Annotated in this window: 16 protein-coding genes; 12 read left to right on the top strand and 4 right to left on the bottom strand. The window is 63.5% G+C overall.

Translation table 11 applies throughout. From position 1 onward, the window contains the following. The first annotated feature begins 6 nt into the window (after positions 1–6). From C7I85_RS06290 to C7I85_RS06265, 6 genes are all read left to right on the top strand, one after another. The gene (locus C7I85_RS06290; protein WP_106723125.1) at positions 7–2,199 is read left to right on the top strand and encodes a flotillin domain-containing protein; all 2,193 of its coding nucleotides are present in this window, start codon (positions 7–9) and stop codon (positions 2,197–2,199) included. 30 nt (positions 2,200–2,229) lie between these two features. Then, positions 2,230–2,667 carry an SRPBCC family protein gene (locus C7I85_RS06285; RefSeq protein WP_106723124.1) on the top strand — a complete coding sequence of 146 codons (438 nt, stop codon included), beginning with the start codon at positions 2,230–2,232 and terminating at the stop codon, positions 2,665–2,667. 10 nt (positions 2,668–2,677) lie between these two features. Next, complete coding sequence (locus C7I85_RS06280) at positions 2,678–4,189, top strand: zinc-binding dehydrogenase (protein ID WP_106723123.1); 1,512 nt, start codon at positions 2,678–2,680, stop codon at positions 4,187–4,189. A gap of 167 nt (positions 4,190–4,356) precedes the next feature. Then, positions 4,357–4,965, top strand: coding sequence for a TetR family transcriptional regulator (locus C7I85_RS06275; protein WP_106723122.1), 609 nt, complete (start codon positions 4,357–4,359; stop codon positions 4,963–4,965). A gap of 54 nt (positions 4,966–5,019) precedes the next feature. Then, positions 5,020–6,168 carry an efflux RND transporter periplasmic adaptor subunit gene (locus tag C7I85_RS06270; protein ID WP_106723121.1) on the top strand — a complete coding sequence of 383 codons (1,149 nt, stop codon included), beginning with the start codon at positions 5,020–5,022 and terminating at the stop codon, positions 6,166–6,168. 39 nt (positions 6,169–6,207) lie between these two features. Continuing rightward, on the top strand, positions 6,208–9,348 hold the full coding sequence (locus C7I85_RS06265) for an efflux RND transporter permease subunit (RefSeq protein WP_106723120.1): 3,141 nt from the start codon (positions 6,208–6,210) through the stop codon (positions 9,346–9,348). Between the two features lie 79 nt (positions 9,349–9,427). Here the strand turns inward: C7I85_RS06265 and C7I85_RS06260 are convergent, their stop codons facing one another. Next, a complete protein-coding gene (locus C7I85_RS06260) occupies positions 9,428–10,519 on the bottom strand; it encodes a BMP family ABC transporter substrate-binding protein (protein ID WP_106723119.1) in 1,092 nt (363 codons plus the stop codon). Positions 10,520–10,768: 249 nt separating this feature from the next. On the opposite strand from C7I85_RS06260, the gene C7I85_RS06255 reads away from it, so the two are divergent. After that, a complete protein-coding gene (locus C7I85_RS06255; protein WP_106723118.1) occupies positions 10,769–11,752 on the top strand; it encodes a helix-turn-helix transcriptional regulator in 984 nt (327 codons plus the stop codon). Between the two features lie 7 nt (positions 11,753–11,759). On the opposite strand, the gene C7I85_RS06250 is transcribed toward C7I85_RS06255, so the two are convergent. Beyond that, positions 11,760–12,374, bottom strand: a complete 615-nt coding sequence (locus C7I85_RS06250) for a TetR/AcrR family transcriptional regulator (protein ID WP_106723117.1) — start codon at positions 12,372–12,374, stop codon at positions 11,760–11,762. A gap of 111 nt (positions 12,375–12,485) precedes the next feature. Here C7I85_RS06250 and C7I85_RS06245 point away from each other — a divergent pair, with 111 nt between their 5' ends. Genes C7I85_RS06245 through C7I85_RS06225 form a run of 5 tightly spaced genes read left to right on the top strand, consistent with a single transcriptional unit; the run spans position 12,486 to position 17,026 of the window. Further along, the gene (locus C7I85_RS06245) at positions 12,486–13,565 is read left to right on the top strand and encodes a polyamine ABC transporter substrate-binding protein (protein WP_106723116.1); all 1,080 of its coding nucleotides are present in this window, start codon (positions 12,486–12,488) and stop codon (positions 13,563–13,565) included. A 13-nt stretch (positions 13,566–13,578) separates the two neighbouring features. Next, a complete protein-coding gene (locus C7I85_RS06240; protein WP_106723115.1) occupies positions 13,579–14,421 on the top strand; it encodes an ABC transporter permease in 843 nt (280 codons plus the stop codon). Positions 14,422–14,423: 2 nt separating this feature from the next. After that, on the top strand, positions 14,424–15,206 hold the full coding sequence (locus C7I85_RS06235; protein WP_106723114.1) for an ABC transporter permease: 783 nt from the start codon (positions 14,424–14,426) through the stop codon (positions 15,204–15,206). Next, positions 15,203–16,267, top strand: coding sequence for an ABC transporter ATP-binding protein (locus C7I85_RS06230; protein ID WP_106723113.1), 1,065 nt, complete (start codon positions 15,203–15,205; stop codon positions 16,265–16,267). The genes C7I85_RS06235 and C7I85_RS06230 overlap by 4 nt, the downstream gene beginning before the upstream one ends. A gap of 3 nt (positions 16,268–16,270) precedes the next feature. Next, a complete protein-coding gene (locus C7I85_RS06225; RefSeq protein WP_106723112.1) occupies positions 16,271–17,026 on the top strand; it encodes an MBL fold metallo-hydrolase in 756 nt (251 codons plus the stop codon). 62 nt (positions 17,027–17,088) lie between these two features. On the opposite strand, the gene C7I85_RS06220 is transcribed toward C7I85_RS06225, so the two are convergent. Together C7I85_RS06220 and C7I85_RS06215 are read right to left on the bottom strand one after the other, a co-directional pair. Beyond that, positions 17,089–18,252, bottom strand: a complete 1,164-nt coding sequence (locus C7I85_RS06220) for a glycosyltransferase family 87 protein (RefSeq protein WP_106723111.1) — start codon at positions 18,250–18,252, stop codon at positions 17,089–17,091. Positions 18,253–18,483: 231 nt separating this feature from the next. After that, entirely contained in the window at positions 18,484–20,043 is a 1,560-nt protein-coding gene (locus tag C7I85_RS06215; protein ID WP_106723110.1) for a globin-coupled sensor protein, read from the bottom strand. Between the last annotated feature and the right edge of the window lie 719 nt (positions 20,044–20,762).

Genomic DNA, 20,762 nt, shown 5'->3' with positions numbered 1-20,762 from the left:
AGGGACATGGCCGCGCAGACGTTTGGCACTTTGCTACTGTGGCTCATCATTTTGGTCATCGCCGTGGTGGTGGCCGTCTACATTCTGAGATGGCTCTACCGGCGCTCGACCAAGGAAACGGCTTTCGTGCGCACCGGCTTCCTGGGTGAAAAGGTGGTGGTGAATGGCGGCGCCTTCGTCATTCCTGTGCTGCACGAGATCACCCCGGTGAACATGAACGTCATGCGCATCGAGGTGCGGCGCGAGAACCAGGCGGCGCTGATCACCAAGAACCGCATGCGAGTCGACCTGATCGCCGAGTTCTTCGTGCGCGTTGGGGCGAGCCGGGACCTCGTGGCGGCAGCCGCCCAGACGCTCGGCCGGCGTACCATGCAGGAGGGCGGCTTGCGGGAACTGCTGGAAGGCAAGTTCGCCGCCGCCATGCGTACGGTTGCGGCCCAGATGACGCTCGAGGAAATGCACGAGCTGCGGCGCGACTATGCTGCGAAGGTGCGCGAGCTGGCGGCTGAATCGCTCGCCGCCAACGGTCTTGAGCTCGAAAGCGTCGCCATCGTCGATCTCGACCAGACCAGCCTCGAATTCTTCGACCCGTCCAATGCCTTCGACGCCGAAGGCCTGACGCAGCTGACCGAGTCCATCGAGACCCGCCGCCGGATGCGCAACGAGATCGAGCAGCGCACGCTGGTCGATATCCGCAACCAGAACCTCGACACCCAGCGCAAGGTGCTGGAGATCGACCGCGAGACCGAATATGCGCGGCTGGAGCAGGAGCGCGAGGTGGAAATCCGCCGCGCCGCCCAACGCGCCGAGCTCGCCCGCGAGCGAGCGGTGCGCGACCAGGAGGCCGAGCAGGCGCAGCTTCTGGCGCGCGAGGCGGTGGAGAAGTCGCGCCTGGCGCAGGAGCGCAGCATCACCGAAGAGCGCATCCGCAGCGAGGAAGAGACCCAGCGCCGCGAGATCGCACGCCGGCGCGCGCTCGACGAGGCCGAGCTCAAGATGCGCGAGATGACCGAGCGCGAGCAGATCGCTCTGGAGCTTTCGCTCGAAACTGCCCGCATCGGGCGCGAGCGCGCCCAGAGCGAGATGGAGATCGAACGCCAGAAGGCGCTGGAACTGGTCGAGCTCGAACGCCAGATCGCGCTTGCCAAGAAAGCGCTCGACGTGACCAAAGCGGAAGCCGAGAAGCGGCGCGGCGAGATCGTCGCCAACCAGCAGACCGAAGCCGAACGGATCGGCCAGGAGCGCGCGCTAGACCAGATCAGGATCGAACGAGAACGGCATCTGGAAGCGCTGCAGATCGCCAAGCGCCAGGCCTTCGAGGAAGCAGAGATCGCGGCGGCCGAGGAGGTCGAGCGGGCACGCATCACCACCGAGCGTGGCGTCGAGGAAGCCAAGCTGGTCAAGGAGCGCGAGCTGCGCCAGCTGGCTGTCGACCGCGACCAGAAGGTGGAGATGGCGGAAATCCAGAAGGCCATCGACATCGCCAAGAAGACGCAGGAGCGTTCTTCCGCGATTGCCGCCGCCGAGTCCGTGCGCGCCAAAGCCATCCAGGCCGAGGAGCAGGCACTGACCGCTCGGGAGAAGGAAATCGCCGAGCGCCGCAAGGTGACCGACCTGATCGCCGCAGCACGCGAAGCCGAGCGCGAAGCGATGCGGGTGACGGCTGCTGCCGAAGCCGAGATGAAGGCCGCCAAGAGCCTTGCCGAGGCCCAGAAGATCGCCGCGAATGCGGCTGCGGAGGCCGAAAAAATCCAGGCTCTTGCCGCCGCCCAGCGCTACGAGGTCGATGCTGCGGGTCAGCGCCTGCTCAACGAGGCGGAAAACCTGCTCACCGACGAGGCGCGCGCCGGCCGCCTGCGCGGCAAGCTCCTGGAACGGCTCGAAGGCATCGTGCGCGAAAGCGTCAAGCCGATGGAGAAGATCGACGGCATCAAGATCCTGCATGTCGACGGCATCCATGGCGGTCCCGGCGGCGGCAACCGCAACGTCACCGACGAGGTGATCGACTCCGCGCTCCGCTATCGCGTGCAGGCGCCGATGATCGACAATCTCATGAAGGAGATCGGCATCGAGGGCGGGTCGCTCGGCCGCATGACCGATGTACTGCGCGACGCCAAGGACATTTCCAGCCTGACGCGCGACAAGAAGGGCAAGACCAAGAACGGCAAGGACGACAGCGACGACGATCGCGATCGTTGATGCGGCGCCAGGTGATCGGGGGATAATCCAATGCCGAAAGTCTATGTCTCCTCGGTGGTGAACGCGCCAGCGGCCGATGTCTGGCAGGTGGTGCGCAACTTCAACGGCCTGCCCGACTGGACGCCCTTCGTGGCCGAAAGCCGCATCGAGCAGAACGCCCAGCCCGACCAGATCGGCTGCATCCGAAACTTCACGCTGAAGGATGGCGGGCGGATCCGCGAGCGGCTTTTGGCGCTTTCGGACTACGATCTCTCGTGCACCTATTCGATCCTCGAAAGCCCGATGGGGGTTGAGAACTACGTCGCCAAGCTGGCGCTGACGCCGATCACCGACGGCAACGCCACCTTCTGCGAATGGGAGGCGGAGTTCGACTGTGCGCCGGAGCGGGAGGCCGCGCTGATCCAGCAGATCGGGACGGGTGTTTTTCAGGCGGCATTCACTGCGCTGAAGAAGCGGTTCGCGCGCTGAAGACCGCCAGATGGTTCAGGTCTGTCAGAGCACGATCATCGACGCGCCGATCGACGAGGTCTGGCGCGTGCTGCGCGATTTCAACGGGCATGACCGCTGGCATCCGGCGATTGCGTCGAGCGTCATCGAAAACGGCGAGCCCGTGGATGCGGTCGGCTCGGTGCGGCGCTTTCGTCTCGCGGACGGCGGCGAACTGCGTGAGCAACTGCTGTCGCTCTCCGACGAAGAATGCCGGCTGACCTATTGCCTGCTGGAATCGCCGCTGCCGCTGATGGGCTATGTTGCCTCGATCCGGCTGAAACCGGTGACCGATGGCAACCGAACCTTCTGGGAGTGGCGCTCCGAATTCCATCCGCCCGCCAACCGGCGCGATGAACTGGTCCGGCTGGTGACCGATGGCATCTACCGCGCTGGCTTTGCCGCCATCCGCAAGCTGCTGTCGGTAGGGCAGCGGCAGGTTCCGATCGTCGCAAGGGCAGTCGATGCACCGGCCGTCGCGCGTGCCATGCCGAAGCCGGTTGAGCCGGTCTCAGCGGCAGTCTCCGATCGCACGCGGGCCATCGTCGTGGCGAAGTACGGTGGGCCGGAGGTGCTGGAGTTCCGCGAGATCGGGCTGTCCGAGCCGGCTTACGGCGAGGTGCGTATCCGCCATACGGTGATCGGCGTGAACTTCATCGACGTCTATTGCCGCACCGGCTATTTCGACCTCCTCAGCCCGCCGGGCGTGCCCGGCATGGAGGCGGCCGGCGTCATCGAGGCCATTGGACCGGGGGTGTCGGGCGTTTCGGTGGGCGAGCGCGTGGCCTATGCCTGTCCGCCGGTCGGCGCCTATAGCGAGCGACGCAACATGTTGCCGGAATTGCTGGTGCGCCTGCCGGACGACATTTCCGACGAGATCGCTGCCGGCGCGCTGTTAAAAGGCGTCGCGGCGAGCTTCCTGCTGCATGATGTGCAACCCGTGCGGCCGGGCAGCGTCGTGCTCGTCCATGCAGCGGCCGGTGGCATTGGGCAGGTACTGGTGCAGTGGGCACGGCATCTGGGCGCGACCGTCATCGCCACCGTCTCCAACGACGATAAGGCGCGGCTGGTCGAGCGGCTCGGCGCCCATCATGTGATCGTCTACACGAGCGAGAATTTTGCCGACGCTGTGATGGAGATCACCGGCGGGCGCGGCGCTGATGTCGTCTATGACGCCGTCGGCAACGACACCTTCGCCGGCTCGCTCGCAGCACTTGGCGTGCGCGGCCATCTCGTCAGCTTCGGCCAGGCATCGGGTCCGGTCGGCAATTGGGACATCGGCCGCTTCTCGTCGAAGTCGATCACCGTGTCGCGTCCCAACTACGGGCATTTCACCGATACGCAGGAGAAGCTTGCGCCGCATGTGAACCGCTTCTTCTCGGCACTGCGGCAAGGCATCGTGCGGATCGAACCACCGCGACGCTATCCGCTCGCCCAGGCAGCGGATGCCCATCGCGATCTTGAATCCCGTCGCAGCACGGGTTCACTCGTCCTGACCGTTTGATCTCGGGACCCTTGTCCAGCGGAGTCTTGCCAAAGCGTCCGCGGATCCAAAGCGCTTTGGATTAGCTGTTGATTGATTTTGCATTGCACAAATGCTTGACGAAGGACGGTTTAAGGATTACCACTGACGAAAATAGAAAATCGTCAGTCGTAAATCGAGCGCCTGAAATGAACGAAATCGCTGAAAGCCAGATGGACTCCGCCCGGCAGGAAAATGTCGAGCGCATCCTTGATGCTGCCGAGCGCCTGTTCCGGCACTATGGCTACGCCAAGACCAACGTGGCCGACATCGCGCGTGATCTCGGAATGTCTCCCGCCAACATCTACCGCTTCTTCGCCTCGAAGGTGGAAATCCATCAGGCGATCTGCGGGCGCATGCTTGGCCAGTTCTACCAGATGGCGCTCGACATCTCGAAGCAGCCGATCAGCGCGGAGGACCGCATCCGCCTTTTCGTGAGCGAGCAGCATCGCCTGACCCTCGAAACCATGCTCGACCAGGAGAAGGTGCACGAGATGGTCGTCGTGGCCATCGAGCGCGACTGGCACGTCATCGAAAAGCACATCGACCGCCTCCACGAACTGGTCGCCGAGATGATCAAGGACGGCATCGAGGCGGGCGAGTTCAGGGAACAGGACCCCGCGGTGGCCGCACGCTGCATAGGAGCGGCCACGGCCTCGCTTTGCCACCCGCAGATGGTGGCCCAGTGTCTCGCGAAGGAAAATCGCGCGACATCCGACGAACTGATCGAATTCGTGATCAGGGCACTGAAGAAATAGAACCGGCCCGCGGGGCCGCCATTCGATAGCCGAACACAGTCAGGAGTGCGAACGATGTATTCGTTCAAGACCTTCAATGCGAAGGTGCGTCCCTTTGCGCGCATAGCTTCAGTCGTCCTCATCGGTGCTGCCGTTGCGGCCTGTTCCGAGGCCAAGACCGAATCCGCCACCGAGCTCGTGCGGCCGGTCAAGGTCGTCGAGATCGCCAGGACGGGCGAGACGCGGGAGCTCGAATATTCGGGCGCGGTGAGAGCGCGAACGGAGATGAACCTCGGCTTCCGCGTCGCCGGCAAGATCACCGAGCGCATCGTCAATATCGGCGACAAGGTGAAGCCCGGCGATGTTCTGGCGCGCATCGACCCCACCGACTACCAGCTTGGGGTGACCTCGGCCGAAGCCAATCTCGAAGCGGCCCAGAAGCAGGTCGAGACGGCAAGCCTGGCCAACAAGCGCGCCGAGCAGCTGTTTGCCAAGCAGTTCGCCTCCGAGGCGCAACGCGACCAGGCCGCACTTGCCTACAAGCAGGCGGTGTCGCAGCGCGATGCCGCAATCTCCAGCCTGCAGCAGGCGCAGAACCAGGTCGGCTACACGGAGCTGCGCTCAGACCGCAAGGGCATCGTCACCGCCATCAATGCCGACACCGGTCAGGTCGTCGGCGCCGGCACGCCGGTGGCGGCGGTTGCCGTGGATGGCGACAAGGAAGTGCAGATCGCCGTGCCGGAACTGGAAATCGCCCAGTTCCAGCCGGGCAAGCAGGTGAAGGTGAGCTTCTGGTCGCATGACGGGCTGTTGCTCGACGGCAAGGTGCGGGAAGTGGCCGGCAGCGCCGACCAGCAGTCGCGCACATTTTCCGTTCGCGTCAGCCTGCCCGAGGACAAGCGCGTGCTGCTTGGCATGACCGCGCGGATCGAGGCTGCCGTCGCCGGCGGCCAGAGCTTCGTATTGGTTCCGCTCAGCGCGCTGGCCATGCAGGATGGCAAGCAGATCGTCTGGGTGGTCAATCAGGACCAGTCCACCGTCCATGCGCGCGACATCAAGGTCGCGGGCTTCGTCGACGATGGCGTGCAGATCGCCGAAGGGCTGCAGCCCGGCGATCTCGTGGTGGCCGCCGGAACGCAGTTCATGACCGAGAACCTGAAGGTCAAGCTGCCGGACGCCGAGCAGCGCTCGGCCGCGAGCGAAACGGACAAGGTCGTTCGCTAAACACCCAAAGCCCTCCGAAAAAAGCGCGGAACCACGGCCATGGATAGCTCCAGCCCGGACAAAAAGCCTTTCAACCTGTCGCGCTGGGCGATCGGGCATCCGAGCATTGCCCGCTTCCTGTTTGCGCTGATCCTCATCACCGGCGTGCTCGGCCTGATGCGCATGGGCCAGCGCGAGGACCCCGAATTCACCTTCCGCGTGATGGTCGTGCAGGCCGTGTGGCCCGGCGCCTCCATCCAGGAGATGCAGGACCAGGTCGTCAACAAGATCGAGCGCAAGCTCCAGGAAACGCCGCATCTCGACTGGGTGAAGTCCTATACGCGGGCGGGCAGCGCCATCATCACCGTGCAGGTGAAGGGCGACACCAACGCCGCCGACGTGAAGGACGCCTTCTACCAGGTGCGCAAGAAGGTCGGCGACATATCGAACGAGCTGCCGCAGGGCCTGTACGGTCCCTATTTCAACGACGAGTTCGGCGACACCTTCATCACGCTGCATTCGATCAGCGGCGACGGCTACAGCTATCCCGAGCTGAAGAAGTTCGCGATCCAGGCGCGCGACATGCTCTTGGCGACGCCGGGCGTCGAAAAGGCCGTCATCATCGGCGACCAGCCGCAGCGCATCTATATCGACGTCTCGTCAAAGGTGCTGGCCGAGCGCGGCCTGACGCTGAACGACCTGCGCAATGCGATTGCCGGCCAGAACAATGTCGACCCGGCAGGCTCGGTCGACACCGGTACGCATTCGGTACGTATTTCGGTGGAGGGCGACGTCAACCGCGCCGACGACATCCGTGAACTGCGCCTGCGCGCCGGCAACCAGGTGACGCGGCTGGGCGACATCGCAACCGTTACGTCGGGCCTGGAAGATCCCTTCTCGCGAAAGTACCGCTACAACGGCCATGACAGCGTCCAGATCGGCGTGGTGATGGCCAAGGGCTTCAAGGTTACCGACGTCGGCAAGGATGTGGAGGCGACCTACGAGCGCTTCAGCTCATCGCTGCCCTATGGCGTTTCCGTCGACCAGATCTCCAACCAACCCGAAGTGGTGACAGACGCCATCGGCGAGTTCATGCGCGCGCTGATCGAGGCCCTGCTGATCGTGCTGGTGGTTTCGTTCCTGTCGATCGGCTGGCGCTCGGGCCTGGTCATCGCCATCGCCATTCCGCTGGTGCTCGCCGCCACTTTCGCCATCATGTACGAGCTCGGCATCGACCTGCAGCGCATTTCGCTCGGGGCGCTGATCATCGCGCTCGGGCTTCTGGTCGACGATGCCATGATCGTCGTCGAGCTGATGGAGCGAAAGCTGGAGGAGGGCCTGGTGAAGGTGGATGCGGCAAGCTTCGCCTACACCTCGACCGCCTTCCCGATGCTGACCGGCACGCTGATCACCACCGCCGGCTTCATTCCCGTGGGCTTTGCCGCCTCGACGGCGGGCGAATATGTGCGCTCGCTGTTCTATGTCGTCGGCATCGCGCTGATCACGTCCTGGTTCGTGGCGGTCTATTTCACGCCGTGGCTCGGCAACATGATCCTCAGGCAGAGGCAGCATGCCGGCAGCCATCACGACGTGTTCGACACGCGGTTCTACCGCCGTCTGCGCGCGACCGTGGGCTGGGCCGTGCGGCACAGGATCATGGTGCTTGCCATGACGCTGGCGGCTTTCTTCGGCAGCCTCTACGCCTTCCAGTTCATCCCGCAGAACTTCTTCCCGCAGTCGTCGCGGCCGGAAATCCTGGTCGATCTCTGGTTGCCTGAGGGAACCAGCATCAAGGAAGTCGAGAAGCAGGCCGAGGCGCTGGAAGCGCGAATTATGGACGATCCGGACAAGCGCTTCATCGCCACCTATATCGGCGAGGGCGCGCCGCGCTTCTTCCTGCCGCTCGACCAGCAGCTGCGCAATCCCAACTTCGCCCAGCTGCTGGTGATGGCCAATGACGAGCCGGCCCGCGAGCGCCTGATCGCCAAGATGCGCAAGATCCTGGCCGATGATTTCCCCTCGATCCGCGCCAAGGTGGACCGCCTGTTCCTTGGGCCGCCGACCGGCTGGCCGGTGCAGCTGCGCGTGATGGGGCCGGACCGCGCCGAGGTGCGCCGCATCGCCGATCAGGTGAAGGCCAAGTTCGCCGAGGACCCGCGGCTCGGCGCGATCCATGACGACTGGCTGGAACAGGTGCCGGCGATGAAGCTGGTGGTGGACCAGGACCGGGCGCGCGCGCTGGGCGTTTCCTCGCAGCGCATTCGCCAGATGCTGCAGGCCACCATGTCGGGCGCGCCGCTGGACGATTTCCGCGATGGCGAAGAGACGGTGTCGATCGTGGCCCGCGAGCCGGAGGCCAACCGGCACCTGCTGTCGGCGGTCAACTCGGTCTACATTCCGACCGACTTCGGCGGCTTCGTGCCGCTGTCGCAGGTGGCCAAGGTGGTGCCCGTCATGGAGCAGGGCATCGAATGGCGCCGCGACCGTCTGCCGACCATCACGGTCCGCGCGACGCTGCCCGACGGGGTGCAGTCGAACGACGTGACCGCCAAGCTCTTCAGCGATCTCAAGCCGCTGCGCGACAGCCTCGGCGCCGGCTACAAGATCGAGGTGCAGGGCGGCGCCGAGGACAGCGCCCAGAGCCAGGATTCAATCGCCGCCAAGGTGCCGATCATGCTGGTGGTGATCGTGGTGCTGCTGATGGTGCAACTGCAGCACTTCGGCAAGGCGATGCTGGTGCTGGCCACCGGTCCGCTCGGCATCATCGGTGCTGCGACCGCACTCCTGATCAGCGGCGCACCCTTCGGCTTCGTCGCGATCCTAGGTGTGATTGCGCTGCTCGGCATCATCATCCGCAACTCGATCATTTTGATCGACCAGATCGACCAGGACATCGCGGCGGGGATGGAACGCTCGGAAGCGATCATCGGAGCTGCGGTGCGCCGCTTCCGGCCGATCATGCTGACTGCGCTTACGGCGGTCCTGGCGCTGATCCCGATCTCGCGCGGCGTGTTCTGGGGTCCGCTGGCCTACTCCATGATGGGCGGCATCCTGGTCGCCACGGTGCTGACGATCCTGGTGCTGCCGGCCGGCTATGCGCTGTTCTTCGGCAGGGAAAAGAGGAAGCCGGCAGAGCCGCAGGAAGAGACCCGCGACAGCGTTGCCGAAATCGTCCAGCGGCCCGCACTGGCGGCGGAATAGGCGGACCACGCCGTCCGCGTGCAGCTAAGATCGCAAGCCGAGGCTGTTTTCTCAGCCTCGGCTTGCGGCTTTTGGAGCATCAAGCCAGCTTGCCGATCATGCCCTTGACGAACCAGTTCATGCCGCGGATGTCGGCATCGGGCAGGACCGCGCCGGCCAGAACCTTGACGTTGCCGTCCTGGTCCTTCAGCTCGCCGGAATAGGGATGGAGCTTGCCGGAGCCGATGTCGACTTCGAGCTGCTTGAGCTTGGCTTGAATATCGGCCGGGATGGCTGCGTTGTACGGCGCCATCTTGACCACGCCGCCGCCCAGGCCGTCCCAATGAACCTCCGGCTTCCAATTGCCGTCCACGACGCCCTTGACCGCGCGCAGATAATCGCTCGACCAGTCGAGCATGAAGGCGGTGAGATGATGTTTGGGGGCAAAGCTTGTCAGATCGCTGGCATAGCCGATCGAATAGGCGCCCTGCTCGCCGGCAACCTGAACGCTGGCGCCGGTGTCGGTCATCGCGCAGATGACATCGCAGCCCTGCGAAATGAGCACCTTGGCCGCCTCCTTTTCCTTGCCCGGGTCGAACCACGAGTTGAGGAAGATGGCATTGCAGGTGATGGCAGGATCGACGCTCTGCGCGCCAAGCAGAAGCGCATTGGCCGGGCCAACCACGTCGGGGATCGGGAAGCTGCCAACAAAGCCGATCTTCTTCGACTTCGACATATGGCCCGATGCGGCACCTGCCACGAAGGCGCCTTCGTAATATTTCGCCTCGAACGTTCCAATATTGGCGGTGTGGACGATGCCCGAGCAGTGTTCGAACGCCACGTTGGGAAAGCGCGGCGCCACTTTCTGCATCGGCGTGCCGAGCGAGAAGCTGGTTCCGAAGATGAGCTTGTTGCCCGAGGAGGCAAGCTCGCGGAACACGCGCTCGGCGTCCTGCGGGAGGAAAATGCTGTCGAGCACGGTGACGGAGACCTTGTCGCCCATCTCGGCCTTCACCGCATCCAGGGCGAGGGCATGCTGCTTGCTCCAGCCGATCTCGGCGGCCGGCGAGGCGTTGACGACGCCGATCTTCAACACCTCGCCCGCTTGCGCCTTGCTGAGGGCCGGAAAAGTCATGGCGGCGCCAAGGGCACCGCCATATTTGAGAAAGTCGCGTCTGCTAGTCTTTTTCATTGTTCCCTCTGCTCGCTGACCTGAATCTGGCAGATTTATTGCTTTTGAATTCGATGCCTCGAGTGCAAGCCGCTCAAGCATTTGGTTCGGTGTCGAGCGTCCGCGACTAAAGACTATGCGGCAAGGTTTTGGCGCCCGGAATGTCGGCCCCAATTCAAAACATATCCAGAATTAAGAACGGCGGCCGAGCGTCCCTTGAAACGGGACTGCAGCCGGGTAGGATCGCGTTGCAGCCACGCGGAGCCGGCCATGCATGCGATCGTCGACGCCCAGCACGGTTTTGCCTTCGGCGAGGCCAGCTACCAGTCCGGCGGGATGTTCGGACCGCTCACCAAAAGCTATGTGTGTCTGGTCATGGTGCACGAGGGTGCAGCCCGGATCACCTGCGACGACACGGTCATCAGGCTCGAGGCAGGGCAATGCGGCATCTTCCGCAACGAGCGCTTCTACCTGGCGGAGTATGAACGGGGCCGGCGCGACCGGGTGTCATGGTGCGAGGCGTCGCCCGCGATCTTGCCGGAGTCGGTCGCCTTGCGCCTGCGCGACCTGCCGACGCGGATCGCGATTTCGGAGCGCATCGCGGCGCTGCAGCGGTTCGGCCTTGAGTTGGGAACGGGGTCTGGCACCAGCCTCAACATGCTGCGCAACGCCCTGGGGCAGTCGCTGTTCATGGCCTTCTTCCACGAAGCGCACATGCTGGAAGCGGGGCTCGACGTGCCGCGTCCGGTCTTGCTCGCAAAGCAGCACATCGACGAGAATTTCCAGCTGCCGATCAGCGTCGGCAGTCTGGCTCATGCGATCGCCATGACCCCGCAGCATCTGATCGTGCTGTTTCGCAGATATGTCGGCGAGACGCCGATCCGCTACCTTTGGCAGAAGCGGGCCGAGCATGGGCACTTTCTGCTCCTGCACACCGGCCTGACCATATCCGACATCGCCTATCGCTGCGGCTACAAGAACCCGTTCCATTTCTCGCGCCAGATCAAGCTGCATTTCGGCAAGTCGCCGAGGGAAGTCCGCCTGAACCGAGGCTTTCGCATGCCGGCGGACAAGGTCGAGAACGCCGTCGACACCGTCTATCAGGCGGAGCCCGAGATGTGGGGGGCGAGATCGGCCGGTCTGGTGTTGCCGTCAGCCAGCTGCAGGGATGACGCCGTAGGTCACGCCCTTTTGGCTCCAGACCTGGACCAAACCGCAACCGTGGTGCCGAGAAGCATATCCGGGATTCAATAGGCAGAATTCAGCGGGAAATCGCGTTGAGCAGCACGCGGTTCTGGCGCCGAAGTGCTGCGCGCAAGCCGCTTATGGTTGCCGGGTCGTTCTTCACGAAATCGATGAACATCATGTTCACGTTGTTGAATATGAGCTCGCCGACCGAGCGGCCGTCGATCTCCCGGGCGATGAGTTTCAGTTCCTGCAGGCGCTCGATGAGCGCGCAGACCTGGTCGATCAGCGCATGGTCGAGCGCGGTGTAGGTGCGGCCGAAGGGGCTTTCGGGCTGCTGGGTCGAAATCGCCATCGCCTGCCGCCACATCTCCTTGCTGAGATAGATCAGCGAATGCTCGATATAGATGCCGACCAGCGTGTCGACCGCGTCATGCACATCGGCGGGCGGGTTGGCGACGACGCCGTGGCCGGCATGGAGGACCTCGTTGACCTCCATCGAAACGATGGCGACCAGTATGTCGCCCTTGTTCTTGTAGTAGTTGTAGATCGTGCCGACCGAAACCTCGGCCTGCGCGGCGATCGTCTCGATCTTGGCGCGCTCATATCCGGCTTCGCGAAACAGCTCCGCCGCCGCCTCGAGAATGCGACGGTGCCGGTCTGCCCTGTGCTTGGCCCTCAATCCGCTCATATATTCACCTGACCCGCAGGCCCACTCTGGCACGAATTCAGAATTGACTCAATTTTGGAATTGCTTCAATTTTCTTGCAACAAGCCATGAAGGCAGGAAGGAACACTCTAAATGACCAACAATCTGCGATCTGCATTGAAGCGTGGCATGCGCGTTGCTGCAGCCGCATCAACCCTCGCAATGCTGGCCGGGACCAGCCCCCTGTCTGCGCAGGAATTGAACGCGCTGATCTGGTGCGACCATGCCGATCCCGCTCTTCTGCAACCTTTCGAAGAAGCTAACGGGGTCAAGGTCAACGTCAAGGAGTTTGAAGGCACCGGCGCCGGCTTTGCCATCGTCGACCAGTCCCAGCCGGGCGACTGGGACGTGATGGTGATCGATTCCATCGACGTGCCGCGCGGTGTGGAGAAGGGGCTGTTCGAGCCGCTGCCGGAAGACAAGCTGCCCTTCGCCGACCTGTTCCCTGAAGTGAAGATGGACAACAAGACCGTTGTCAACGGCAAGCGCTACGCGATTACGGAAAAGTTCGGCTACAACACGATCAGCTTCAACAAGACCAAGGTCGACCCGGCCGACATGGATACGCTGTCCTCGCTGACGGGCGACAAGTACAAGGGCCGCCTCGCGATCTACGATTACTATCTCCCCGTGATCGGGATGGCCGCCCTTGCGATCGGCAAGAAGACCGCGGACCTCACCGAGGCCGACCTGCCGGCGATCAAGGAAGAGCTGCTCAAGATGAAGGCCAACGCCAAGCTCGTGGGCGAGGTGACGGCCAGCCAGACCGCTCTCGCGACCGGCGAGGTCGATATTCTGGTCGGCGGCGGCGAGTGGGTGACGGCGGGTCTCGCCAAGGAAAACCCCGCACTCGACTTTTCCATTCCGAAGGAAGGCGGCGTCCTGTGGAGCCAGTCGCTGGCCATGTTCAAGGATTCCAAGAACAAGGATCTCGCGCTGAAGTTCATCCAGTATGTGCTGAGCCCGGAAGGGCAGGCGCGGCTGGCCACCTCCTCCTGCTATTGGGGCATGCCGTCCAACAAGAAGGCGGCTTTGACCGACAACGAGAAGAAGACGCTGCGCTTCGACGAGCAGCCGGCCTTCCTGGCGCGCGCCCAGGCCTATCCCGCGCCGAACGCCGATCTCGACAAGAAGATGCAGGACATGTGGACCGAAATGCTGCAGGCGCAATAAGCCGGCGGCCATCGTGAGCACAAAGCCTGCTTCGGAAAGAGCAACGCCCTGGGCGCTGGTTACGCCGGCGCTCCTGTGGACGCTTTGCTTCTTCGTCCTGCCCTTCGCGGCCATGGCGCTGACGAGCGTGACGGCCAAGGATGGCAGCTTCACGCTCTCCAACTATGCGCAGTTCTTCGAGAACCCCTCCTACTGGCGGGCGATGGTGAATTCTCTGCAGGTCACCGCGATCGTCACCGTGGTTTCAGTGCTGCTCGCCTATCCGCTGGCTTGGATTCTGGCAGAGCAGGTGCCCGAGCGCTTCCAGCGGCTGGCGCTGATGCTGGCCGTGCTGCCGTTCTGGACCTCCTATGTGGTGCGCTCCTACAGCTGGCTTCTGGTGTTGGCGCAAAACGGGGTAGTGAACCGGGTGCTCACCGGGTCCGGCCTGTTTGCCGATCCGGTCCAGCTCGCCAATACGCGGCTCGCCACGGTGATCGGCTTCGTGCATTTCTTCGTCATGCTGCTGACGCTGACGATCTTCGCCAATCTCAAGCAGCTCAGCCCGAGCTACCGCAAGGCCGCAGCCGATCTCGGCGCGGGACCGGTCCGCACCTTCATCCATGTCATCCTGCCGCTGACCCTGCCGGGCATCGTGGTGGGGGCGTTCCTTACCTTCGTGCTGGCGATCGGCGACTACATCACGCCGCAGATCCTGGGCGGCAACAACGAGCTTTTGATGCCGCAGCTCATCATGATGCAGATCGGCCGGCGCGGCGATTTCCCGCTCGCCTCGGCGCTGGCGATCATACTGATGGCGGTCGTGACGGTGGCTTACCTCGCCTCGGCGCGCTGGCTGAAGATCGAGCGGGCCTGACGATGCGGGCATTCGCAAAAATCCTGGCAACGGTCTACGCGCTGTTGCTCTACGGCTTCATCTTCCTGCCCGTCGTGGTGCTGGTGCTGTTTTCGCTGCAGGCGACGCAGTTCCCGATCCCACCCTTCACTGGGCCTTCGACGCGCTGGTATGCGGCGGTGCTGGCGGATACGCGGCTCACCACCGGCCTCCTGCACTCCATTCTGGTCGCCGTTGGATCGTCGCTGGTGGCGGTCACGCTCGGCTTTCTGAGTGCCTGGGGCTTTGCGCGCTTTTACCTGCCGGGCTCGGCCTTCTTGCGCGGGCTGATCACCCTGCCGCTGACGGTGAGCTACCTGATCATCGGCATGGGCCTGCTGGTGCTGTTCAACAGGGTGGGCATTCCCAAGTCGCTCGCGGCCGCGGGCATCGGCCATGTCGTGGTCAACCTGCCGCTCTGCTTTGCCATCATCTACAGCCAGATGGGCGATCACCAGATCAATATCGAACGGGCCGCGCGCGATCTCGGCGCTTCCGAGTGGAAGGTGCTGCTTCTGGTCACCGTGCCGGTCATGGCGCCGGCGATCTTCGCCAGCTTCTTCCTGTCGATGACCTTCTCCTGGGACGAGTTCGTGATTTCCTTCCTCCTGACCCGTTTCGAAACCACGCTTCCCGTAGAGATCTGGAATCTCCTGCGTTCCGGCCTCAACCCCAAGACCAATGCGGTCGGCTCGCTCGTCTTCGGTGTTTCGATCGTGCTCGTCGTGGCGTTCGAACTTTTGCTCTTCCGCAGGAAACAGTCATGAACGCGCCCCTGGTCGATGTCCGCAACGTCTCGCATCGCTTCGGGCAGGCAAGCGTGCTGCACAATGTTTCGCTGCGCATCGAGGCCGGCAGCTACACGGTGTTGCTCGGCCCGTCGGGCTCGGGGAAGACCACGCTGCTCTCCATCCTCGGCGGCTTCGTCGTTCCGACCGAGGGCAATGTCTTCATCCGCGGCGAGGATTGCACTGCAGTGCCACCAGCGAAGCGGCCGACCACGACCGTTTTTCAGGACTATGCGCTCTTTCCGCATATGAGCATCGGCAAGAACGTCGCCTTCGGCCTCAGGATGCGCGGCGTGGACGGGGCGACCCGGGCCCAACGCGCCCGCTCGGCGCTGAAGCTCGTCGGCCTCGCTGACGCCTTCGACCGCAGGCCGCACCAGCTTTCGGGCGGCCAGCGCCAGCGCGTTGCGCTAGCGCGTGCGCTGGTGGTGGAGCCGGCGGTGCTGCTGCTCGACGAGCCGCTCGGCGCGCTCGACCTGAAACTCAGGCGGCAGATGCAGGACGAGCTGAAGGCGCTGCAAAAGAGCGTGGGCACAGCCTTCGTCCATGTTACGCACGATCAGGAAGAGGCCATGGCGCTCGCCGATCATTGCGTGGTGATGAACGATGGCCGCATCGAGGACGAAGGGGCGCCCGAGCGCGTCTATTCGCAGCCGGCGACGCGTTTTTCTGCGACTTTCATGGGCGAAAGCACGGTGATTTCCGGCACGGTCGCAGGCTCTCGTTCCGGCATTATCACTCTCCGCACACCGGTCGGGGATATTAGCCTGCCGGGCGAGGCGACACCCGGCTCTACCTTTTCGCTCGCTGTCCGGCCGGAGCATCTGCTGCTCGGCGAGCCGGCGGGAAGTTTGGGCCTGGGCGAGGCAGTCGTCGGTGACGTCGTCTTCCAAGGCAGTTTCCGCCGCGTGCTTGCAACCTCGAAACGCGATCCCGGCATCGCCTTCCTGGCCAGGCTGGCGACGGGCTCTCCGGTGGCGTCGGGCGATACGGTTGCTGTATCCTGCCGGCCCGAACACATCATTCGCCTCAAGGATTGATCCATGGCCGAGATCGCAACGGTCGGCGCGGAAGAATGGTATGAGACGATCCGCATGGGGGACGGCGTCACGCTGATCCATGAGCCCTGGATAAAACCCTTCTTCCGCTGCAACATCTGGCATGTGCGCGGGCGCGACCGCGATCTTCTTTTCGACAGTGGGCTCGGTCATTTCAGCCTGCGCGATCATGTTTCGCTGGTCAGCGAGCACAAGCTGGTTTGCGTGGCGAGCCACACACATTTCGACCATATCGGCTGCCACCATGAATTTCCCGAGCGCTGCGTGCATCGCGCCGAGGCGAAAATCCTCGCCGATCCGAGAAACGAATGGACGCTCGCCGACCGCTACGCGACCGACGAGATGTTCGACCGCATGCCGGAAGGCTGGGACGCCTCGCGCTACGCCATTTTGCCGGCGCCGGCGGGCCGCGTTTTGGAACATGGCGATGTCGTCGATCTCGGCGACCGGGCCTTCGAGGTGATCCATACGCCGGGCCATTCGCCGGGTGGCATCGCGCTGTTCGAGAAGAAGACCGGCATCCTGTTGTCCGGCGACATCGTCTATGACGGCCCGCTGATCGACGACGCCTATCACTCGCTGGTGGACGACTATGTCGCGACGCTGGAGCGCATGCACGGGCTTCCCGTGTCGGTCGTCCATGGGGGGCATTTCCCGAGCTTCGGCGCCACGCGCTACCGCCAGCTCATCGACGAATATCTCGCCTCGAAGCGCAAGCCCGGCTGCCATCTGGCCGGCTGATCCGGCTCGGTTGCGTTGGCGGGTGAGCGCTGCGGAGGCGGATGCCCAACCCCTAGCGCAGCTCACCCATAGGCGCGGGAGCTGACAGAAACCGTGCGCTTTCGGGTCCTGTCCCACAGCCGCCACAGCAGCGGCAGGGCAATGAGGCTCATGGCGATCGGCCTGAACCACAGGTCCAGGAATTCCAGGACATGCCGCTCCACGCCGCTGAAGCCGCAAAGGAAAATCGCGGCCGACAGGACCACGCGCAGCGCGCCGCTCTGCTCTTCCCGCCACAGATAGGCAATCGTGATTGCGGCCGGCACCGCCAGCATGACATAGGTGTTGGTCTCGACGCGGGGGTTGAGCACGGTCATGTAGAACGCGCCAGCCAGGAAGATTGCCAGCGCGGCGAGGCTTTTCTCGGCCTGGCGGTCGAACCAGATGACGGCCGCCAATGTCAGCGCGGCGGCCACGATGCGCAACACCGTAGCGGTGGATTCGGCGAGGGGCATGCCAATGGCCGTGAACGGGGCCGTAAAGTCGGCCGTGCGGAACGGCCCCGACTTGTCCACGCCCATGGATGTCAGCATACGGATGAATTCGTGATGCTGGGCGTTGACGTAGTCGACGGGCGCGAAGGCGTAGGGAATCGCAAACACGAACAGCAGCGACAATATCAGCACCGGGATCAGCCGGGGACGCAAGGCGCCGCACAACAGGATCATGACGATCGCCGTGGGCTTGGCGATTATCGCGACCGATGCCCACAGAAACGCTTCGGCGCGGCGGCCTTCCAGCGTCGCAAATGTCAGCAGCCAGCAGGCGCCGGTCAGTAGAACGGTCGCCTGGCCGTTGCGCATTGCGCCGAGCGACAAAGGCAAGGCCAGGAACAGGCCGTAGGACAGCAGCCAGATCCTGTTCGGTCCCTCGATCTTGCGCACCTGCTTGACGGCAGCAGCGGTCAGCACGGCGAAGCCGAGAAGCCGCCACAGGAAGTCGCCGAAGACCGGCCCAAGCTCCATGAAGGGCGTGTAGAGCACGGCGAAGGCTGGCGCATAGAGAAAGCCCATCGACTGCTCGACATTGTAGAGCGGTTGATGGGCGAAGAAGGTGTCCACGCTACGTCGGTAGACAGGTACCACGGCGCGTGACTGGGTCACGGCCGCCTGAATCGCAGCGACCGAAAAACCCAAAGCCCAAAGACCGACACCCAAACGGTCGTATAGCTGTCTGAAAGTCGGCATGTCACACCCTACGACGAGCTTACTTCGGCCCCTGACTCGCGCGCGGCATATCACGAAGGACGCGCCATGGCATAGAGGCGGCGCCTCGGCTTTTGGCGCCGGTCGACGAGGCCGGGTCACAAGCCGGATGAAAAAGGCAATCATTGGGCAGCGCGGGTCGCGTCGGTCCGGACGTGCTCCCGCGCTCTTCCTAAATGTCGGCAATCTTCGGTGGGGTGAGCACCCTCGGCATCAGCTTTGGATCGCCCTTGTGGCTGCCGATCGGAAGGCGTGCGGTGCAACTCTCCTCAACTCGCGACGAATGTAATCGCTGTCGTTCGCCCGACCGACCTGGAATTGGCCAATCAGTTCCGACAGTTGCTCGGTCTCCTGCGACAGCGAATGCGTCGCCGCCGTCGATTCCTCGACCATCGCCGCATTCTGCTGGGTGGCCTGATCCATGTGGTTGATCGCGCTGTTGACCTGCTCGAGCCCGGTCGCCTGCTCCTGCGCCCCGACGGCTATCTGGGTGACGACATTGTTGATGTCGGTTACCTGCTCCAGGATCCGTTCGAGCGACTTGCCCGTTTCCATCACCAGCTTGACCCCGCCTTCCACCCTGGTGGTGGAAGCCGAAATCAGCTCCTTGATCTCCCTGGCCGCTTCCGCCGAACGCTGGGCCAGGGCTCGCACCTCCGAAGCCACGACCGCAAAGCCGCGGCCCGCGTCGCCGGCCCGCGCGGCCTCGACGCCAGCGTTTAGCGCGAGAAGATTGGTCTGGAAGGCGATTTCGTCGATGACCCCGATGATCTGGTTGATCTGTCGGGCCGACTTCATGATCTCGTCCATGGCTTCGACGGCCTGGCGCACGATAAGGGCGCTCTGCTTGGCGTCCTGATCTGCGGCAATCACGACTTCGCGTGCATGCGCCGCCCCTTCCGCCGACGTCTTGACCGTTGCCGTGATCTGATCGAGGGCAGCGGCCGTCTCTTCGAGGCTCGCAGCCTGCTGCTCGGTCCGGTGTGACAGGTTTTTGGCTGCCGTCGCCATTTCCTGGGTTCCCGACTGGATGGCATTTGTCCGGCTGGAGACGCTTTGCATGGCTGCCTCGAGCTGCTCGATCGCCGCGTTGAAGTCGCCTTGCAGCTGGTGATAGGCCTCGGGCATCTCCGCTTCGATCCGATAGGTCAGGTCCTTGTCCGCAAGCTTGGCCAGGCCGACGCCGATCGAGTTGGCCACGATCGTCCGCTCCTGCCTGATTCCCTCCTGTCCCGCCTCCTCTGCCTTGCGGCGTTGCTCGTCCAAGGTTTCGAGATAGACGGAAATGGCCAGGTCCATGTCCAGCATGGCTGCCTTGACCAGGCACGACAACGATTCCGCCACGCTTTCGGAGCGCGACCTGTTCATCTGCAACAGGCTGGGCCACTGCTCTTTCACGATTGCGTGGATCAGTTGCTCGATCACCAGCGCGTAGCCGCCAATATACCATCTGGGCTCGAGGCCAATTCGCGCATGGGTCTGCCCGATCTTGAGGACTGCATCCACGTAGGCGTCATCGTAGGTGGCCGACGCGATGATCTGCCAATGCTCCTCCTGGCGGCCCTTGGCACCCGCCATGTGCCGGTCGTCACCGAAGAACTTTCGCGTTTCGGGCGTTGCCTTCACCTTTTCATAAAAGGTGGCCAGTGCCGGTCCGAGCGACTGCCTGAGAAGAGGCTGCAGCTTGCTCAGCGCAGTACGCGCCTTCTGGTCCATTCCGATAAAATTGAGCCGCTCGTTCAAAGAGCTTTGGCGGCGTGCCGAATCCGTCATCAAAATTCCCCCACATTGCGCCCGCTCCCGGGAGCGTCCCTTCGCGGACAGACTGCTTATCGATGCGATATTTTTGGCACTGCTTGCCGGGCTCGCGACGCAACCCTGCTTGTTCACCCCTACCGTTGCCCAGCCCCATGGGAGCGGTGCAGAAACACGCCACCCGTTAAGCCGGCCGCAGATCCCCCCTCAAGTCATCCATTCGCGGCCGCGCAGACGACCCGCACCCGGCCTGACGCGAAAACACGTGTTGCGCGCGGCAGCCAGCTGTGGCTGACGGTTCCGGTCTGCTGGACTCGGAAACCTATATGTACGGTAACGAATGAACTATATCGTACATAACAAAGCGTTAATCGGCGATTAATTCCGGTTTTTCGGGCACAATATTTCACCGAAGGGCGACGTCACTTGCGGGCTGCGTGGCGCCTCGGCTTCTGCAGCTTGCAGGTACAGTCGACGCTCGGAATTTTCCGGTGGAAGCGGGAACTTCTGCTTCGAGCACGTAATTGTGAGCCGAATAAATCTATCCGCTCTGAAATAGACCAACTCGCTATTTGCCTAGAACAGCTCGAGCTCGCCGTCGTTGGTGGTGTCGTGCGGGGTGTGTCCGGCGAGGCGGGTGGCGAGGTCGGCGAGCGTGATGGCGGCGAGGGCTTGGTGGGCGTCGAGCTGCCAGTCGGGCGGGGCGGTCTCGGCGATGGCGGCGAGGAAGCCGGCAA

Origin of the sequence: Pseudaminobacter soli (ex Li et al. 2025) (assembly GCF_003012705.1) — a bacterium.
In the GTDB taxonomy this organism is placed as follows: domain Bacteria; phylum Pseudomonadota; class Alphaproteobacteria; order Rhizobiales; family Rhizobiaceae; genus Pseudaminobacter; species Pseudaminobacter soli.
Note: the sequence above shows the minus strand (reverse complement) of the source record. Positions and strands in the feature narration are given on the sequence as shown.

What these genes read in the sequence shown, in the direction of transcription:
- C7I85_RS06290 (WP_106723125.1), top strand. Translation starts at nt 7, where the DNA reads ATGGCCGCGCAGACGTTTGGCACTTTGCTACTGTGGCTCATCATTTTG.
- C7I85_RS06285 (WP_106723124.1), top strand. Translation starts at nt 2,230, where the DNA reads ATGCCGAAAGTCTATGTCTCCTCGGTGGTGAACGCGCCAGCGGCCGAT.
- C7I85_RS06280 (WP_106723123.1), top strand. Translation starts at nt 2,678, where the DNA reads ATGGTTCAGGTCTGTCAGAGCACGATCATCGACGCGCCGATCGACGAG.
- C7I85_RS06275 (WP_106723122.1), top strand. Translation starts at nt 4,357, where the DNA reads ATGAACGAAATCGCTGAAAGCCAGATGGACTCCGCCCGGCAGGAAAAT.
- C7I85_RS06270 (WP_106723121.1), top strand. Translation starts at nt 5,020, where the DNA reads ATGTATTCGTTCAAGACCTTCAATGCGAAGGTGCGTCCCTTTGCGCGC.
- C7I85_RS06265 (WP_106723120.1), top strand. Translation starts at nt 6,208, where the DNA reads ATGGATAGCTCCAGCCCGGACAAAAAGCCTTTCAACCTGTCGCGCTGG.
- C7I85_RS06260 (WP_106723119.1), bottom strand. Translation starts at nt 10,519, where the DNA reads ATGAAAAAGACTAGCAGACGCGACTTTCTCAAATATGGCGGTGCCCTT.
- C7I85_RS06255 (WP_106723118.1), top strand. Translation starts at nt 10,769, where the DNA reads ATGCATGCGATCGTCGACGCCCAGCACGGTTTTGCCTTCGGCGAGGCC.
- C7I85_RS06250 (WP_106723117.1), bottom strand. Translation starts at nt 12,374, where the DNA reads ATGAGCGGATTGAGGGCCAAGCACAGGGCAGACCGGCACCGTCGCATT.
- C7I85_RS06245 (WP_106723116.1), top strand. Translation starts at nt 12,486, where the DNA reads ATGACCAACAATCTGCGATCTGCATTGAAGCGTGGCATGCGCGTTGCT.
- C7I85_RS06235 (WP_106723114.1), top strand. Translation starts at nt 14,424, where the DNA reads ATGCGGGCATTCGCAAAAATCCTGGCAACGGTCTACGCGCTGTTGCTC.
- C7I85_RS06230 (WP_106723113.1), top strand. Translation starts at nt 15,203, where the DNA reads ATGAACGCGCCCCTGGTCGATGTCCGCAACGTCTCGCATCGCTTCGGG.
- C7I85_RS06225 (WP_106723112.1), top strand. Translation starts at nt 16,271, where the DNA reads ATGGCCGAGATCGCAACGGTCGGCGCGGAAGAATGGTATGAGACGATC.
- C7I85_RS06220 (WP_106723111.1), bottom strand. Translation starts at nt 18,252, where the DNA reads ATGCCGACTTTCAGACAGCTATACGACCGTTTGGGTGTCGGTCTTTGG.
- C7I85_RS06215 (WP_106723110.1), bottom strand. Translation starts at nt 20,043, where the DNA reads ATGACGGATTCGGCACGCCGCCAAAGCTCTTTGAACGAGCGGCTCAAT.